Raw genomic sequence first — 17,281 nt, forward strand, 5'->3', positions numbered from 1 at the left:
CGATACACCCCCAACGCTTGGCAATCAGCTGTTGACGAATACCACGATCACAACGTACTTCCAGTCTCCGCGATGATCCTTGTAGTACACGCGCTCATGCCGGTGGTTGCAGTTGTTGTCGGAGCGTCCATCACGGTGATGCGAGTAATGGTTGTGATGGCGGCCATCGTGCTGGTGACACTTCCGGTCGCGGTCGCGGTCGCGGTCGTTGTGGTCCCTGCTGTGAGACGACCCGTGGCGGTCTCCGTTATTGTCGCCGGCATAAGCGACACCGGCTGATCCTCCGAAAATCAGGCCTGTGGCCAGGGTGGCGGAGCCGAGAAGGCGGGATACTTTGTTCATTGCACTTTCCTACTGTGATCGAATGATCGATGACCCGCAGGAACAGGAGGGCATGCAGGGGAAACGTCCGTCTTGGGACGTTGTCCGTTACAGTGGTGACCCGCTTGTCTGCGGCGGAGGCTCAAGCCCGTAAAGTGCGCGTGAAGCACCGTGCTTGAGGATGCCAGCGCAGTCAGGACGTAAACCTAGAAATTCCCCCGGCCTACATCCAAAGGTGCGCTGTGGTGATGACTGAACACATGCAAAAGGCCCAGATAGGCACTCTGTGTGAGGAATGAGCGCCGGTTTCTGGACCCTCACGTAATCAGTTCCGTCCGCCCGTCTGATGTGCTGGGGCGTCGTGTTTTCCACGATAGTGAGGCGTACCCCGGGTGTGAAGACCTGTGACTGTAATAGGGGAGGCTCCGGCAAAAAAAGGGGGGGTGCGCTGTTTCTATTTCAGGAACTTCGAGGTCCGCCGGTCCGCGAGGATCTTGCCCTTGGTCTGGCACGTGGGGCAGTACTGCAGGGCCGTGTCGGCAAAGGAGACCTCCCGGACCGTGTCCCCGCATACCGGGCAGGGCTGGCCTGTCCTGGCATGGACGCGCATGTGGCTGCGCTTCACGTCCTTGAGGTCCTTGGGCGGCTTGCCGCTGGCTTCGGCCAGCGCAGTGCCGAGGATGCCATGGATGGCGTCGTAGAGGACCTGCACCGTCTCCCGGTCCAGGGACTTGGCCGGGGCGAAGGGCGAAATCCGGGCCGCATGCAGGATCTCGTCGCTGTACGCGTTGCCGATTCCGGCGATCACGCTCTGGCTCCGCAGGAGCCCCTTGATCTGCTGCGAACTGCCGCCGAGGATCTCCGCCAGCATGCCGACGTCGAACGCTTCAGCGAAGGGGTCCGGCCCCAGCGTGGCGATGCCCGGAACTTCCTGTGGGTCCCGCACCACATAAATGGCCAGGCTCTTTTTTGTCCCGGCTTCCGTAAGGTCAAAACCCCGGTCACCTTCCGCCCCCGCGAAAACGAGCCGGGCCGCGATGTGGCCGTTGCCCATCTTCAACTGTCCGGCCGTGGGGGAGTCCGTGAAGCGGATCCACCCTGCCTTGGCCAGATGGAACACAAACGAGATGCCACCGGTGTCAATGCTGATGAACTTTCCAAACCGCTGCACGCCGGTCACCGTGCGGCCCTCCAGCGCCGTGAAGGGCGGATCAGCGGTCTTGAGCACGGCGAAGGATGCAATCTGCAGTTTGGCAAGGACAGAGCCCTGCAGCTGTTCGTTCAAAAACCTGGCCAGACCGGCCACTTCGGGAAGTTCCGGCATGGCTTACCTGCCTGGCCCCGGGCATCCGGCATCAATGCGCGCGCTCATGCGACCCATCTTGTCAGAATCCCCGCTGAACGCCCCGGCAGATGTGCCTATACTTTCAGCGGCGGCCTGTTCCCGGGCCCCAGTGACCCAGGTGTTTGACCCGATGAAAGGCCCCCGATGAGCAACATTCCCGAAGACCTGTCCTACACTGCTGAACATGAGTGGGTAACTGCCCCCAATGCCGACGGCGTGGTCCGCGTGGGCATTACCGACTTCGCCCAGGACGCGCTTGGAGATGTTGTTTACGCCCAGATGCCGGAAATCGGCACCAAGATTACGGCAAACGAAGTGGTGGGTGAAGTGGAGTCCACCAAGAGCGTCAGCGATATCTACGCCCCGGTTTCGGGCGAAGTAGTGGCCCGCAACGAGTCCCTGGACACTGATTCGGCCCTGATCAACACTGATCCGTACGGCGACGGCTGGTTGATTGAGGTCAAACTCGCCGAAGCTGACGCCGTTGACTCGTTGCTCAGTGCATCCGAGTACGAACAACAGGTAGGCTAAAGCTAACCGGTACATCCGGTCCGGCCCCGCGTCGCAGGCAGGACGTCTTCGCACGTCAGCGGCCGGATGGGGAGCCGGCGCCGGACCTGCTGAGCGGGCCGGAGGGTAAACGTTGGCTGCAGGCCCAGGGGCTGCAGCGGGAAGAGGAGGAATCCATGGCTGGCCACAGACAGAACCCTGCCGATGGGGAATACGGCTCGGGTGCGGCTAAGGCGTCGGAGACCACCTCCATCCATCTCACTCCGGTCACCGATGAACCCACCATCGCCCCCAAGCTTTCCTCCGATGAGCGCAGCTCTGTTGAGGCGCTGCCGGCCGGATCTGCCCTTCTCGTTGCGCACAGCGGGCCGAACGCCGGCGCCCGCTTCCTGCTCGACTCCGACGTCACCACGGCCGGCCGCCACCCGGACGCCGATATCTTCCTCGATGACGTCACGGTATCCCGCCGGCATGTGGAGTTCCGCCGGACTGCCCGGAGCTTTGAAGTGGTGGACAAGAACAGCCTGAACGGCACCTACGTCAACCATGACCGCGTTGACAGTGTTGAGCTCAAGAACGGCAGCGAAGTCCAGATCGGCAAGTTCCGCCTCACCTTCTACCTGAGCCCTGCCAGTGCTGCAGGCCGCGGCTGAACCGGGGACCGCTGCCTGTGGCAATGGCACAACCGGAACGCCGGGGACCGCAGGTCCTCAACATCGGCGAAGTCCTCGCGCAGCTCAGCGGCGACTTCCCGGGCATGACTGCGTCCAAGATCCGCTTCCTCGAAGAAAAGGGGCTGATTAACCCGCGGCGTACGCCTGCGGGTTACCGGCAGTATTCCGACGGCGACGTGGAACGGCTGCGCTTCGTGCTGGCCCTGCAGCGGGACCAGTACCTCCCCCTGAAAGTCATCAAGGACTACCTTGACGCCATCGACAGGGGAGAGCGGCCGGAGAACCTTCCGCCCGGCGTCGTGGTGTCCCCGCGCATCGTCTCCGACGAACTGGCGGCCGAGCTGCAGAACCGCGGGCGCAGGCTCACGGAGGAGCAGCTGCGCACGGAGTCCGGCGCCAGTGTGCCCCTGCTGCAGGCGCTCCTGGACTTCGGACTGATCAGCCACAGCAACGGCCAGTTCGACGAACATGCCCTCCAGGTGGCGCGCGCCTGTGTACAGCTTGAGGGCCATGGGCTGGAACCCCGCCACCTGCGGCCTTTCCAGGCCGCGGCGGAACGGGAATTCGGCCTGGTGGAACGCGCGGTGGCGCCGCTTGCCTCCCGCAAGGACTCTGCCTCCCAGGCACGGGCCGCCGAGGCCGCCCGTGAAATCAGCGACCTCTGCCTCACCCTGCACCGGGCTCTGGTGCAGGACCACATCTCACGCATGGACATCTGATGATTGAAGTCGAGATTGTAGGCGTTCGGATCGAACTGCCTTCCAACCAGCCGCTGGTCCTGCTGCGGGAGATGCACGGGGAACGCCATGTCCCCATTTGGATCGGCACTCCGGAAGCCAGCGCCATTGCGCTGGCGCAGCAGGGCGTTGTCCCGCCCCGCCCCATGACCCATGACCTCCTGGTGGATGTGGTGGAATCCCTGGGCCACTCCGTGGTCAGCGTCAACATCGTGGCTGTCGAAGACAACATCTTTTATGGGCAGCTGCAGTTTGAAAACGGCACCACCGTGAGCTCCAGGGCTTCCGATGCGCTGGCGATAGCCCTCCGCGCGAAGTGCCGGATCTGGTGCGCCGATTCAGTGATGGAAGAGGCCGGGGTGCGGATCACCGAGCACGACGAGGGTGAGGACACCGAGCCCGGCCCCACGGTGGACGAGGAGCGCGAGCTGCGCCGCTTCCGCGAGTTCCTGGATGACGTGGAGCCTGAGGACTTCGACGGCTGAGGTCACGTTAAGGTTAAAGTTGAGGATGAAAGTTTCGACACGCCCTGCCAAAGGCCCCGGGGTCTTTGACCTTGGGACCTGCCGGGCCTAACGTCGAAGTATCAAGTTCCCATTGCTTACGGCAGCCGCGCAAGTCACACTGGAAAGTGCGCCCCGCGAAAATTACATGCATGGTCTTCATGCCAAGGCTGCTGCAGGTGTTCCCCGGGAGCGTACGACAAGGAGGATCCAGGTGAGTCCCAAAGGCGAAGCAGGCGGGCTTGCACAGCCCACGGCTGGTGTTGCTGTGCCCGCGAGTGGTGCCCAGGGCCTCCTGTTTACCGAGGACCTCCCGGTACTGGATGAGGACGCCGGCTACCGCGGACCCACTGCGTGCAAGGCTGCAGGCATCACCTACCGGCAGCTGGACTACTGGGCACGTACCGGACTCGTGGAACCCGCTGTGCGCGGCGCCGCCGGTTCCGGATCGCAGCGGCTGTACGGCTTCCGCGACATCCTTGTCCTCAAGGTGGTCAAGCGCCTCCTGGACACCGGCGTTTCCCTTCAGCAGATCCGCACGGCCGTTGAGCACCTGCGCGAACGCGGTGTGGAGGACCTCGCGCAGATCACCCTGATGAGCGACGGCGCAAGTGTCTACGAGTGCACCTCGGCCGATGAGGTCATCGACCTCGTCCAGGGCGGACAAGGAGTCTTCGGCATCGCCGTGGGCCGGGTGTGGCGCGAAGTTGAAGGCAGCCTCGCCTCACTGCCCAGCGAACACGCCGCGGAGCAGTCCTTTCCGGACGACGAATTGAGCAAGCGGCGGGCAGCACAAAAGATCAGCTGACCGTATATACGGCAGAAGCCGCTCTCCCTCCGGAGGGCGGCTTCTGCCGTTAAGTCTGGACTTCCTACCGCGTGCGGCTGCGCAGCCCGCTGCCCACGGCCATCATATTCGCCAGCAGCTCGTCAAAGAGTGCCGCCGCAGACTTGGCGGAGTCACCCGGCCAATGGTGCACCGGATGGGCAGCGCCTTGGATCTGCTGCCAGTTCGCCTGCTCCGGGATGCGGGGGCTCAGGAGGAGTTCGCCAAACATGGACTCCATCTCGGCGAGCCGGTACGTGTGCTCGGAGGAACCCGTCCGGACCCGGTTGGCCACGATGCCGGCAGGGGAGAGGTTGGGGGCGAACTCCTGGCGGAACAGCTGTATGGCGCGCATGGTGCGTTCCGTTCCGGCCACGGAGAAGAGCCCCGGCTCGGCCACGAGCGCCACTTTGTCGCTGGCGGACCACGCCATGCGGGTCAGCCCGTTGAGTGACGGCGGGCAGTCGATCAGGACGAGGTCGTAGTTGTCCGCACCCGCCAGGACGGTGGAGAGGCGCCGCAGGTCACGGCGGCCGAGGTCGGGGCGGTCGTAGATTCCCGTGTAGGCGGAGCCGACGGCGACGTCCAGGACGGCGGGTCCGGAACCGTTGGTGTGGGCCCGCGCTGTCCAGCTGCTGCCTACCACGTTGTCGGCCAGCTTGGCGCGCCGGGGGCTTTTCAGCATCCTGCCGATATCCAGCTGGTCGCCCGGCTGGACGCCCAGGGCGGTGGTTGCGTCCGCATGGGGGTCGAGGTCCACCACCAGTGTGCGGACGCCCGCGGCCAGCGCCGCAGACGCCAATCCTGTGGTGACGGAAGTCTTGCCGACTCCACCCTTAAGGCTGCTGATGCTGACTACTTGCACTTGAGAGACCAAAACCTAACGCCGGATGCCGTGTTGGGAGTAATGTTTGCTCCGGCAGAGCCGAAGCCGGACGGTCCTGCCGCCCTACTCATCATATGTGGATGCGTCGGCGAATCCTGCTTTACGGGGAGTCGGCATGGCATCGGCTGTGCTGCCGGGGCGCTTTCCGCCGGGCGTGGGGAAAGCGATCGGGACATGACGGGGAAATCTGTGATGGTGGCCACAAAGATTTGTGTTTGTCCTTGGAGGTCCTAGACACTGTGACCACTCACCGATCCACCCGCAATGATGCAGGAGAAGTATGTTTTCCAAAGTTCTGGTGGCCAACCGCGGCGAAATCGCGATCAGGGCCTTCCGCGCCGGCTACGAGCTGGGCGCCAAGACCGTTGCCGTTTTTCCAAATGAGGACAGGAACTCGATCCACCGCCAGAAGGCGGACGAGGCCTACCTGATTGGCGAGGAAGGGCATCCCGTCCGGGCATACCTGGACGTTGCCGAGGTGATCCGCGTGGCCAAGGAGTCCGGCGCGGACGCCATCTACCCCGGCTACGGTTTCCTTTCGGAAAACCCCGATCTGGCACGTGCGGCCAAGGAAGCCGGCATCACCTTCGTCGGCCCTCCTGCTGAGGTGCTGGAGCTTGCCGGCAACAAGGTGGCGGCCCTTAAAGCTGCCCGTGACGCGGGTGTTCCCGTCCTGAAGTCCAGTGCGCCGTCGAAGGACCTCGACGAGCTGCTGGCAGCGGCGGACGAGATCGGTTTCCCCATTTTCGCCAAGGCAGTGGCCGGCGGCGGTGGCCGCGGCATGCGCCGGGTTGATACCCGCGAAGCGCTCCCCGAGGCACTGAAGTCCGCCATGCGTGAAGCGGATGCTGCGTTTGGCGATCCCACCATGTTCCTGGAGCAGGCTGTCCTGCGCCCCCGCCACATCGAGGTGCAGATCCTGGCCGACGCCGAGGGCAACGTCATGCACCTGTTCGAGCGGGACTGCTCCATCCAGCGGCGGCACCAGAAGGTCATCGAGATCGCCCCCGCCCCGAACCTGGACGAGAACATCCGGCAGGCCCTCTACCGGGACGCCGTTAAGTTCGCCCAGGCGCTGAACTACGTTAACGCGGGCACCGTCGAGTTCCTCGTGGATACCGTGGGTGAGCGGGCAGGCCAGCACGTGTTCATTGAAATGAACCCGCGCATCCAGGTGGAGCACACCGTCACCGAAGAGGTTACGGACGTTGACCTGGTGCAGGCACAGATGAGGATCGCCGCCGGTGAAACGCTGGCGGACCTTGGGCTCTCCCAGGACACCGTCAAGCTGCGCGGCGCCGCGCTGCAGAGCCGCATCACCACCGAGGACCCCGCGAACGGCTTCCGCCCCGACGTTGGAAAGATCACCGGGTACCGGTCCGCCGGCGGTGCGGGCGTACGGCTCGATGGCGGCACGGTTTACTCGGGTGCCGAGATCAGCCCCCACTTCGACTCGATGCTGGTCAAGCTGACCTGCCGCGGCCGGGACTACCCGGCCGCCGTGGCACGGGCACGCCGCGCCCTTGCAGAGTTCCGTATCCGCGGTGTCTCCACCAACATCTCCTTCCTGCAGGCGGTGCTTGACGATGCCGATTTCATCGCAGGCGACGTCGCCACCAACTTCATCGACGAACGCCCGCAGCTGCTGAAGGCGAGGGTTTCCGCGGACCGCGGTACCAAGCTCCTCACCTGGCTGGCCGAGGTCACCGTCAACAAGCCCAACGGCGAACTGACGGTCCACTCCAACCCGGCCGACAAGCTTCCGTCCGTCAAGGGCAAGCAGGCCGCGCCCGGCTCCCGGCAGCGGCTCCTGGAGCTGGGGCCCGAAGGCTTCGCCAAGGCTCTTCGTGAGCAGAACGCCGTCGCGGTTACCGACACTACTTTCCGGGACGCGCACCAGTCGCTCCTGGCCACCCGTGTCCGTACCCGCGACCTTGTGGCCGCAGGCCCTGCTGTCACCGCGCTCCTGCCGGAACTCTTGTCCGTCGAGGCATGGGGCGGCGCCACCTACGACGTCGCGCTGCGCTTCCTGGGCGAAGACCCGTGGGACCGCTTGGCGGCGCTGCGCACCGCACTTCCGAACGTGTGCCTGCAGATGCTGCTCCGCGGCCGCAACACCGTGGGCTACACGCCGTACCCGGAAGAGGTCACCGAGGCCTTCGTCAATGAGGCCGCCGCAACCGGCATCGATATCTTCCGCATCTTCGACGCGCTCAACGATGTCAGCCAGATGGCGCCGGCCATCCGGGCTGTCCGGGCAACGGGCACCGCCGTCGCCGAAGTGGCGCTCTGCTACACGGGCGACATGCTGGACCCCAACGAGACGCTCTACACGCTGGACTACTACCTCGAGCTCGCGCAGAAGATCGTCGACGCCGGCGCGCACATCCTTGCCATCAAGGACATGGCAGGCCTGCTGCGGCCCGCTGCCGCAGCCAAGCTCGTTGCCGCACTTCGGGACCGCTTCGACCTGCCGGTCCACCTGCACACCCACGACACCGCGGGCGGCCAACTGGCCACCTTGCTGGCTGCCGTGGACGCCGGTGTGGATGCCGTGGATGTTGCCTCCGCTTCCCTGGCCGGAACCACCAGCCAGGTCTCGGCGTCGGCGTTGGTCGCAGCGCTGGAACACACGCCACGGGACACCGGCCTCAGCCTGGCTGCGGTCAGCTCGTTGGAACCGTACTGGGAGGCTGTCCGCCGCGTCTACGCGCCGTTCGAGTCGGGCCTTCCGGGCCCCACCGGCCGGGTCTACCAGCACGAGATCCCGGGCGGCCAGCTGTCCAACCTGCGCCAGCAGGCCATGGCGCTGGGGCTGGGGGAGCGCTTCGAGGCCATCGAGGACATGTACACGGCTGCTGACCGGATCCTTGGGCGCCTGGTGAAGGTGACACCGTCCTCCAAGGTGGTGGGCGACCTTGCCCTGCACCTGGTGGGCCTGAATGCGGACCCGGCGGACTTCAACGAGAACCCGCAGAACTACGACATCCCCGATTCCGTGATCGGGTTCCTGTCCGGCGAGCTGGGCGACCCTCCCGGAGGCTGGCCGGAACCCTTCCGCACCAAGGCCCTGCAGGGCAGGAGCGTGAAGGTCCGCGACGTCGAGCTCAGCGCCGAAGACAGCGCTGCGCTGAAGTCCGACTCCAAGACCCGCCAGCACACGCTGAACCGGCTGCTGTTCGAGGGCCCCACCAAGGACTACCTCAAGAGTGTCGAAACCTACGGCAACATCTCGGTTCTGGATACCCGTGACTACCTGTACGGGCTCCAGCGGGGCCAGGAGCACGAGATCACGCTGGAGCGCGGCGTGCGGCTGATCGCTTCCCTGGAGGCGGTCTCCGAGCCGGACGAAAAGGGCATGCGGACCGTGATGTGTACCCTCAACGGCCAGTCCCGGCCCGTGGTGGTGCGCGACCGTTCCGTGGTGAGCAACGTCAAGGCCGCAGAGAAGGCAGATCCGGCGCAGCCGGGCCACGTGGCTGCACCGTTCGCCGGCGCCGTCACCGTCACTGTCAAGACCGGTGACACCGTCAACGCCGGCGACACGGTGGCCACCATCGAGGCGATGAAGATGGAGGCATCCATCACGACGCCGGTGGGCGGCAAGGTTTCCCGCCTCGCCATCTCCGCGGTGGAGCAGGTGCAGGGCGGAGACCTGCTGCTGGTCGTGGAGCAATAGCCAAAAGCCAGTCAAAAATAATGAAAGGGTCCTCCGCCAGGAGGACCCTTTCATCGTTTGCGGATCAGGAGCGGGGTGCCCCGTACATCTCCTCGATGACGGTCTCGAAGTCCTTCATCACCTGTGCGCGCTTCACCTTCATGGAGGGGGTCAGGTGCCCGGATGCTTCGGTGAAGTCGGCCGCCACGATCCGGAACGACTTGATGGCCTCGGCCTGGGAGACGGAGTTGTTGGCGGCAGTGATCAGGTCCTGCACTGCTGCCTTGACCACAGGGTTTGCCGCAGCGTCGGCCAGGGAGGTGTCGGCCGGCAGGTTGTGCCGCTGGAGCCAGCCCGGCAGGGCCTCCTGGTCCAGCGTGACCAGGGCGCCGATGAACGGCCGGTTGTCGCCAACCACCAGGACCTGCGATACGAGCGCATCGGCACGGATCTGGTCCTCCAGCAGCGCCGGGATCACGTTCTTGCCGCCGGCGGTGACGATGATCTCCTTCTTGCGGCCGGTGATCCATAGGAAGCCGTCGTCATCCAGCCGGCCAATATCCCCGGTGCGGAACCAGCCGTCGGAGAATGTCTCCGCCGTCAGGTCCTCACGCTTGTAGTAGCCGCGCATGACGCACGCGCCCTTGGCCAGGATCTCGCCGTCTTCGGCAATCCTGACGGCATTGCCGGGCAGGGGCTTGCCAACCGAACCAATCTTGATCCGGGACGGGGTGTTGACCGAGATGGGAGCGGTGGTTTCGGTCAGGCCGTAGCCCTCCAGCACCTGGAGCCCGATGCCCTGGAAAAAGTGGCCCAGCCGTTCACCAAGGGGACCGCCGCCGGAGACCGCATGGGCAACGTGGCCGCCCATCGCGGCCCGCAGCTTGCCGTAGACCAGCTTGTCGAACAGGGCATGGCGCAGCTTCAGTCCCAGCCCCACGTGGCCGGCCTGCCGCGCCTTGGAGAAGGCGATGGCGGTATCGGCCGCCTTGTGGAAGATGGCGCCCTTGCCGCCGTCCTCGGCCTTGGTCAGGGCCGAGTTGTACACCTTCTCGAACACCCGCGGCACGGCAAGGATGAAGGTGGGCTCGTAGCTCTGCAGGTCGGATAGCAGGTTCTTGATATCAGGCGTGTGGGCGACCGTGGTTCCGGCTGCCATGGCCAGGACGGAGATGAACCGGGCGAAGACGTGTGCCAGGGGCAGGAACATGATGGTCTTGGCGTTCTCATGGACGATTTCGCCGATGATCGCGAGTGCATTGTCCGAAAGCTCCACGAAGTTGCCGTGGGTCAGTTCGCAGCCCTTGGGCCGGCCCGTGGTTCCGGACGTGTAGATGATGGTGGCGATATCTGCCAGCTTCGCCGAGGTGCGGCGGGTTTCCAGATCGTCATCACTGACGCCGCTCCCGGCTTCCCGGAGGGCGTCAAGTCCGCCGCCCTCCAACTGCCAGACATGCTGGAGTGCGGTGAGGCCTTCGGCCGTCACGGCCTGCCGGATGACATTTTCGTGGTGGGCTGCCTCGCCGAAGGCGGCAACGGCGCCTGAGTCGCCAAGATTCCAGGCCACCTGCGAGGGAGAAGAGGTTTCGTAGATGGGGACGGAGACGCCGCCGGCGAACCAGATGGCGAAGTCCACCAACGCCCATTCGTAGCGCGTACGGGACATGATGCCCACGCGGTCGCCGGCACCGACGCCGCTGGCGATGAGGCCTTTTGCCAGGGCTTTGACATCGGCAAGGAATTCGGTGGCGGAGATGTCCTGCCAAGCGCCGTTTGCGTCCAGCCGCGAGAACAGAGCCGGGTTGCTGGCCTTGTCCGCCTGCCGCAGCACCAGGTCGGTGATATTGGTTTCCGGTGGAACGACAACAAGAGGCGGAACACTGAATTCGCGCACTATAGCTCCTTTGATATCCGAAGTCCCGCTCAGGGGGTATGCCTAAAGACTAGTACGCCGCCGCGGGACCGTGCAGTATCTAAAGTTACTGGTGGGTAACTTTGCCGTCAATCGCCCTCCGGCCGCAACCGCGGCGGGGGTCCGGGCGCCGGGGCGGCGGAAAACCTAGAATTGGGAACTATGTATGCACAATCCTCCGGCGAGCAGGCCGGTCCCCTCAGCAGGCCCGCAGCGTGGAGGCGGCGGTCTGCCTCCTACCGGGCCGTAAGGAGGCAGGGTGACGGCTTTCGTGAACAGATGCGCCTTGGCCGGAAGGGCCTTGCGATCGGAATCGATATCGGCGGCACCAAGGTGGCGGCGGGAGTGGTGGACGCCGACGGCACGATCCTGAGCGAGGCACGCCGCTCCACGCCGGGCACCGACCCGCGGGCAGTGGAGCGCGTCATTGTGGACCTGGTTGAGGAGCTGGGCAGCGGGCACCGGATCCGCTCGGTGGGCATTGGCGCCGCCGGCTGGATGGACCTCGACGGCGGCACGGTGCTTTTCAGCCCGCACCTGGCCTGGCGCAATGAGCCCCTGAGGGCAAACCTGCAACACCTCCTGCGGCGCCCCGTGCTGCTGGCCAACGACGCCGACGCAGCCGCCTGGGCCGAATGGCGTTTCGGGGCCGGGCAGGGCGAAGACCGGCTGGTCTGCATCACTCTGGGAACGGGAATCGGCGGCGCGATGGTCATGGACGGCAGGGTGGAGCGCGGGCGGTTTGGGGTAGCCGGCGAGTTCGGACACCAGGTCATCATGCCCGGCGGGCACCGCTGCGAGTGCGGCAACCGCGGGTGCTGGGAGCAGTACGCATCGGGCAACGCACTGGGCCGCGAAGCGAGGATCCTGGCCCGCAGCAACTCCCCGATGGCCCAGGACCTGCTGGGAGCAGTGGGCGGGCGCGCCGAGACCATCACCGGTGCCATCGTGACCGAACTGGCGTTGGCTGGTGACGCCGCCTCGCGGGAGCTTATTGAGGAAGTGGGGGAATGGCTTGGCCTCGGACTCGCCAACCTGGCCGCAGCGCTCGACCCTGGGCTGTTCGTTATTGGCGGCGGATTGTGCTCGGCCGGAGACCTGCTGGTGGAACCGGCGCAAAAGGCGTTCGCCCGGAACCTGACCGGACGCGGCTTCCGCCCGGCCGCGGGAATCCAGCTTGCCGCCCTCGGACCGAACGCCGGACTGATTGGTGCCGCCGACCTGTCACGGGTCAGCAGCAGGGTCCGCAGCTGACGCAACAGTCCGCTTGCCGGCGGCGCCGGGCAGAGGAGCATGCCCGGCCCGTTTGGCGACGCTAAACCCTGGCGCCGTCGTCGTCCTCGTCTTTTTCCTGGGGAAGCTTCATGATCAGGTACACCGTTCCCAGCACAAACGCAGCCACGATTCCCACGACGGCCAGCAGCGGCGCGGAACGCCAAAACATAGCCGAGAGCAGCAGTGCCACCGGCCCGCCCACGGCAGCCAGCCAGGCGAGCATGGTCAGCGGATCCGTGCCTGACAGGCTGGGAGGTTCCTCGGGGACGAAGGCGCCCTCGTCGTCGTCCACTCCATAATCCCGCGGACCCGCCGGAGCTTCGGGTGCATCGGCGCCGTCCTCGCCTGTCCCGGCGCGGGACGCCTCACGTTCCGCTGCGGACAGTTCGGCCGGCGCTGCCCCGGCCAGGCCCAGGGGATCGAAGTCCCGGAACGAAGCCCTTCCCGGACGGTCGGCGGGGCTGCCCGGTCCGGCCGGCGCGCCGGCGTCCGTTGTTCCGGGGCGGGAATCCGGTGCTGAATGGCGCGGGCCAGGGGACGGGGAGTCTGCTTCCAGGCGCGCCACCAGGTCCAGCCAGACGGCATCGTCCTGGTTCGCGCCCTGGTCCTGGGAATCGGGGGATCCGGAGTCATGCCTGGTCATGCCGGGCCTCCTGGCCTGCCGCTGCCGGCGTTGTTGTCCCGGAGGGTTCGGCGGCAGGAAGCACGCGGCGGATGAAGTCCACCGAGCCCTGGAAAATCTGGTCGGCGTCGTTGTCCATCGTGGCCACGTGGTAGCTGTTGTTGAGCCTCACCAGTTCCAGGGGCGCATGCGTCAACCCGCGCCGCAGCGCAGCGATGCTCGTATCGGAGACAACGTGGTCCACCGTGGACCGGTACACCTGGACGGGAGCGGTAACCCGGGGGAGAAGCCGCACAGTGTCCTTGAACATTTTATTCAGCTCGTGGGCGGCGGCCACCGGCGTGCGCAGGTACGCGCCTTCGTCCATTCCCGCTTTGAGGATGTCGTTTGCGATGGCAGGGGTGGTCTTCATGACCAGCTTCAGGATCCCGGCCAGCGGGGCGCGGGGATCGTCGATGACCAGCCCGGGGTTAACCAGCACCACGCCGCTGACCGGCCTGGTGGCCGCAATCCGCAACGCCAGCGCACCGCCCATGCTCAACCCGGCGGCGAAGACGTGGTCGCATTCAGCCTCGAGTTCGAGGTAGGCGTCGTCCAGGGCGCCGTGCCACTGCTGCCACCGTGTCCGGGAGAGGTCCTGCCAGCTGGTCCCGTGGCCGGGCAGCAGCGGCATCCGGACCGCGAAACCGGCCGCGGCAAAGGCATGGGCCCATGCACGGAGTCCATGCGGGCTTCCGGTGAAACCGTGCGAAAGGACCACGCCCGTCCGCGGCCCTTCACCGCTGGACATGCTGCTGAAGGGACTGTGGTCCGGGCTGGAGGTCATGGCGTCTCCGAAGTGCTGGTCTGGCGGGAATGGGCGCGGATGAATGCGCTGGACCTGGCAAAGATCTCCGGCGCGTCAACGTCCAGCGTAGCCACATGGCCGCTGCTATCAAGGCCAACCACTTCTTCAAGCCCCGCAGGAAGCCGTTGTCGAAGCATCTCAAGGGAGGTTGGCGGAACCACGGCGTCAGTCAGCGATTTGAACACCTGCACCGGTGCCGTGACGCCCGGCAGGCCACGGATGGCCGCCCCGAAGAGCTTCTTGAGCTCATGCACTGCCGAGAGCGGAGTGCGGGTGTAGTCACCATCCTCGGTGGCCGGCGCCGTCGTCTGTTCTTCCTGGAGGGGGATGGTGGTCCGTTGAAAGTATTTGAGGACCCCGATGACCCGGACCCGGCGGTCATAGAAACTCAGGCCGGGGTTGACCACTGAGACCCCTGCCACGCTGTGCCGGGACGCGGTCAACAGGGCCACCGCCCCGCCCATGGACAGCCCCGCCACGAAACACGTGTCGGTCTGCGACTGGAGTTCCAGGAAAGCTGTTTCGTAGCTGCGGTACCACTCGGTCCAGCGCGTGCGGGCGAGCTGGCGCCAGTTGGTTCCGTGCCCGGGCAACAGCGGGACGGTCACGGCGTAACCCTGCCCCGCAAGGTGCTCAGCCCAGGGCATCACGCTGAGTGGACTGCCCGTGAAGCCGTGGCAGATGGCGACGCCAATACGTGCGTTCGCCCCATGGCCCGGATAGCTGAAAGCGGCAGGACGGGGCGGGATGCTGCTTTCAGTCATGACTCCATCGTGTCACTGTTCCGGACAAATCTCACTAGAGTAGGGTTGCATTGGACTGCTGACCAGGCCCGGCGCGGAGCCTGAGGGCCGCCTTCCGGAGAGGTTCACCACGTGTTCTATTGGGTCATGAAAAGGATCTTCCTGGGGCCGGTTCTGAAGCTTCTTTTCCGTCCCTGGGTCAAGGGGCTGGACAACATCCCGGCGCAGGGGGCAGCGATCATCGCTTCCAACCACCTGTCGTTTTCCGACTCGATCTTTATGCCGCTGATGGTCCGCCGTCCCGTGGTCTTCCTGGCCAAGTCCGAGTACTTCACGGGCACCGGGATCAAGGGCAGGCTGACGGCCATGTTCTTCCGCCTGACCAACCAGCTGCCCATGGACCGCTCCGGTGGTGCAGCGTCCGCCGCCTCCCTCAGCGCCGGAATGGACGTCCTGAACCACGGCGGGCTGCTGGGCATCTATCCCGAAGGCACGCGCAGCCCGGATTCCAGGCTGTACCGGGGCAAGGTTGGCGTGGCCCGGCTGGCGCTGCAGGCCGGAGTCCCGGTCATCCCGGTGGCCATGATCGGCACCGACAAGGTCCAGCCCATCGGGAAACGGCTGCCCAACATCCGCCGGATCGGCATGATCTTTGGTGAACCGCTGGACTTCAGCAGCTACCGGGACCAGGCCGAGGACCGTGACGTCCAACGGAAAGTCACGGACCAGATCATGTTCGAACTCATGCGGCTCTCCGGGCAGGAATACGTGGACGAGTACGCGGCTGTCGTGAAGCTTCGGCTGGCCGGCAAACCGGTGGAACCGGTGGCAGCCGCCGAACCCCTGGCTTCGCCGGAGCCAGCGGAGGGGGCCGCGGATTCCGGCGCTACCGGTGAACGCGCCAGGAAGGACGACGGCGGCGCTGCCGCTGCCGGATAACCGGAGCAGCGTTCGCCGCGCGGCTGTTGTGACGCCCGCTTCAGTCACCGTGACGGTGTGGTGTCCAGCAAACCTGCGCTGCCGTTAGTCTTAGAGGGTGACTGAGCTATCTGCAAAACCCGCCTTTTCGCTGTCCAGCACCGCCCAGAGCGGCGCAGCCAACTATCCCGGACTTGACGACTGGCGGGACCTTCCCATCTCCCAGCAGCCCAGCTGGCAGGACAGGGAAGTCTTCGACGCCTCGGTGAAGGAACTTTCCGCGCTTCCCCCGCTGGTGTTCGCCGGCGAGGTGGACGTGCTGCGTGAGCGGCTCGCGGCAGCAGCCCAGGGCAAGGCGTTCCTCCTGCAGGGCGGCGACTGCGCCGAAACCTTCGAGGCCGCCACGGCGGACAAGATCAGCGCCCGGGTGAAGACCATCCTCCAGATGGCGGTGGTGCTCACGTACGGTGCCGCCATGCCCGTCATCAAGATGGGCCGGATGGCCGGGCAGTTCGCCAAGCCGCGGTCGTCCAATGACGAAACCCGGGACGGCGTCACCCTTCCCGCCTACCGCGGCGACATCGTCAACGGGTACGACTTCACGCCGGAGTCCCGCGGCCACGACGCCGCGCGCATGCTCCGCGCGTACCACACCTCCGCTTCCACCCTGAACCTGATCCGGGCCTTTACCCAGGGCGGGTTCGCCGACCTGCGCTCTGTGCACCAGTGGAACAAGGGCTTCACCGAGAACCCCGCCCACGCCCGCTACGAGTCGCTGGCCCGGGACATCGACCGCGCCATCAAGTTCATGGCTTCCTGTGGCGCAGACTTCGAGGCCCTCAAGCGCGTTGAATTCTTCGCCAGCCATGAAGCCCTGCTGCTGGATTACGAGCGGGCGCTGACCCGGATCGACTCCCGCACCGGCTTCCCGTACGACACCTCCGCCCACTTCCTGTGGATCGGGGAGCGGACCAGGGAACTTGACCACGCCCACGTGGACTTCCTGTCCCGCGTCAGGAACCCCATCGGGGTCAAGCTCGGCCCGTCCACCACCGGTGATGATGCCCTGCGCCTGATCGACCGGCTGGACCCGGAGCGCGAACCCGGCCGCCTGACCTTCATCACCCGCATGGGTGCCGGCAACATTCGCGAGAAGCTGCCCGCCGTCGTCGAGAAAGTCACCGCTTCCGGCGCCCAGGTGCTCTGGGTTACAGACCCCATGCACGGCAACACCGTCACGTCCCCCAACGGCTACAAGACACGGAACTTCGACGACGTCATCGACGAGGTGCGTGGCTTCTTCGAGGTGCACCACGCCCTGGGAACGGTCCCCGGCGGCCTGCACGTCGAAATGACCGGTGACGACGTCGCCGAATGCCTTGGAGGCGCCGATCCGATCGACCAGGACGCCTTCCTTGACCGCTACGAATCAGTCTGCGATCCGAGGCTGAACCACATGCAGTCCCTGGAGATGGCCTTCCTGGTGGCCGGCGCCCTCGCCAAG

At 65.6% G+C, this 17,281-nt stretch carries 16 protein-coding genes; 10 read left to right on the plus strand and 6 right to left on the minus strand.

The genetic code is table 11. The features are described from left to right. Positions 1–279: hypothetical protein (locus P2Q66_RS08580; RefSeq protein WP_275727250.1), on the plus strand; the 279-nt coding region annotated here is incomplete at its 5' end. Positions 280–775: 496 nt separating this feature from the next. Here P2Q66_RS08580 and P2Q66_RS08585 read toward each other — a convergent pair. Then, positions 776–1,645, minus strand: coding sequence for a DNA-formamidopyrimidine glycosylase family protein (locus P2Q66_RS08585; RefSeq protein WP_275727252.1), 870 nt, complete (start codon positions 1,643–1,645; stop codon positions 776–778). Between the two features lie 165 nt (positions 1,646–1,810). Here P2Q66_RS08585 and gcvH point away from each other — a divergent pair, with 165 nt between their 5' ends. The 5 genes from gcvH (at position 1,811) to P2Q66_RS08610 (ending at position 4,898) form a co-directional block, all read left to right on the plus strand. Continuing rightward, positions 1,811–2,197, plus strand: a complete 387-nt coding sequence (gene gcvH / locus P2Q66_RS08590; protein ID WP_079597196.1) for a glycine cleavage system protein GcvH — start codon at positions 1,811–1,813, stop codon at positions 2,195–2,197. 155 nt (positions 2,198–2,352) lie between these two features. Continuing rightward, positions 2,353–2,829: an FHA domain-containing protein gene (locus P2Q66_RS08595; protein ID WP_079597195.1), complete on the plus strand. Its 477-nt coding sequence runs from the start codon at positions 2,353–2,355 to the stop codon at positions 2,827–2,829. A gap of 23 nt (positions 2,830–2,852) precedes the next feature. Continuing rightward, positions 2,853–3,569 (plus strand): MerR family transcriptional regulator, encoded by a 717-nt coding sequence (locus P2Q66_RS08600; protein WP_079597194.1) that lies wholly within the window; start codon positions 2,853–2,855, stop codon positions 3,567–3,569. Further along, on the plus strand, positions 3,569–4,072 hold the full coding sequence (locus tag P2Q66_RS08605; protein WP_079597193.1) for a bifunctional nuclease family protein: 504 nt from the start codon (positions 3,569–3,571) through the stop codon (positions 4,070–4,072). Before P2Q66_RS08600 ends, P2Q66_RS08605 begins: the two co-directional genes overlap by 1 nt. 232 nt (positions 4,073–4,304) lie before the next feature. Then, the gene (locus P2Q66_RS08610; protein ID WP_275727254.1) at positions 4,305–4,898 is read left to right on the plus strand and encodes a MerR family transcriptional regulator; all 594 of its coding nucleotides are present in this window, start codon (positions 4,305–4,307) and stop codon (positions 4,896–4,898) included. 64 nt (positions 4,899–4,962) lie between these two features. On the opposite strand, the gene P2Q66_RS08615 is transcribed toward P2Q66_RS08610, so the two are convergent. Further along, positions 4,963–5,781, minus strand: a complete 819-nt coding sequence (locus P2Q66_RS08615) for a ParA family protein (RefSeq protein ID WP_275727256.1) — start codon at positions 5,779–5,781, stop codon at positions 4,963–4,965. 301 nt (positions 5,782–6,082) lie between these two features. Here P2Q66_RS08615 and P2Q66_RS08620 point away from each other — a divergent pair, with 301 nt between their 5' ends. Next, positions 6,083–9,481: a pyruvate carboxylase gene (locus P2Q66_RS08620; protein WP_275727258.1), complete on the plus strand. Its 3,399-nt coding sequence runs from the start codon at positions 6,083–6,085 to the stop codon at positions 9,479–9,481. Positions 9,482–9,545: 64 nt separating this feature from the next. On the opposite strand, the gene P2Q66_RS08625 is transcribed toward P2Q66_RS08620, so the two are convergent. Then, positions 9,546–11,354 (minus strand): AMP-dependent synthetase/ligase, encoded by a 1,809-nt coding sequence (locus P2Q66_RS08625; RefSeq protein ID WP_115524670.1) that lies wholly within the window; start codon positions 11,352–11,354, stop codon positions 9,546–9,548. A gap of 297 nt (positions 11,355–11,651) precedes the next feature. Here P2Q66_RS08625 and P2Q66_RS08630 point away from each other — a divergent pair, with 297 nt between their 5' ends. Continuing rightward, entirely contained in the window at positions 11,652–12,626 is a 975-nt protein-coding gene (locus P2Q66_RS08630; RefSeq protein ID WP_254865551.1) for an ROK family glucokinase, read from the plus strand. A 61-nt stretch (positions 12,627–12,687) separates the two neighbouring features. On the opposite strand, the gene P2Q66_RS08635 is transcribed toward P2Q66_RS08630, so the two are convergent. Genes P2Q66_RS08635 through P2Q66_RS08645 form a run of 3 tightly spaced genes read right to left on the minus strand, consistent with a single transcriptional unit; the run spans position 12,688 to position 14,880 of the window. Next, the gene (locus P2Q66_RS08635; protein WP_275727261.1) at positions 12,688–13,290 is read right to left on the minus strand and encodes a hypothetical protein; all 603 of its coding nucleotides are present in this window, start codon (positions 13,288–13,290) and stop codon (positions 12,688–12,690) included. Continuing rightward, complete coding sequence (locus P2Q66_RS08640; RefSeq protein ID WP_115524667.1) at positions 13,277–14,095, minus strand: alpha/beta fold hydrolase; 819 nt, start codon at positions 14,093–14,095, stop codon at positions 13,277–13,279. The genes P2Q66_RS08635 and P2Q66_RS08640 overlap by 14 nt, the downstream gene beginning before the upstream one ends. Then, positions 14,092–14,880: an alpha/beta fold hydrolase gene (locus P2Q66_RS08645; protein ID WP_275727263.1), complete on the minus strand. Its 789-nt coding sequence runs from the start codon at positions 14,878–14,880 to the stop codon at positions 14,092–14,094. Before P2Q66_RS08645 ends, P2Q66_RS08640 begins: the two co-directional genes overlap by 4 nt. Positions 14,881–14,991: 111 nt before the next feature. Between P2Q66_RS08645 and P2Q66_RS08650 the strand changes: the two genes are divergently transcribed. Next, a complete protein-coding gene (locus tag P2Q66_RS08650) occupies positions 14,992–15,798 on the plus strand; it encodes a lysophospholipid acyltransferase family protein (protein ID WP_275727265.1) in 807 nt (268 codons plus the stop codon). A gap of 97 nt (positions 15,799–15,895) precedes the next feature. Continuing rightward, positions 15,896–17,281, plus strand: a 1,386-nt coding sequence (locus P2Q66_RS08655; protein ID WP_275727266.1) for a 3-deoxy-7-phosphoheptulonate synthase class II, incomplete at its 3' end; no start/stop codon positions are given.

Origin of the sequence: Arthrobacter sp. Cr_A7, from assembly GCF_029222765.1 — a bacterium.
Lineage (GTDB): Bacteria > Actinomycetota > Actinomycetes > Actinomycetales > Micrococcaceae > Arthrobacter.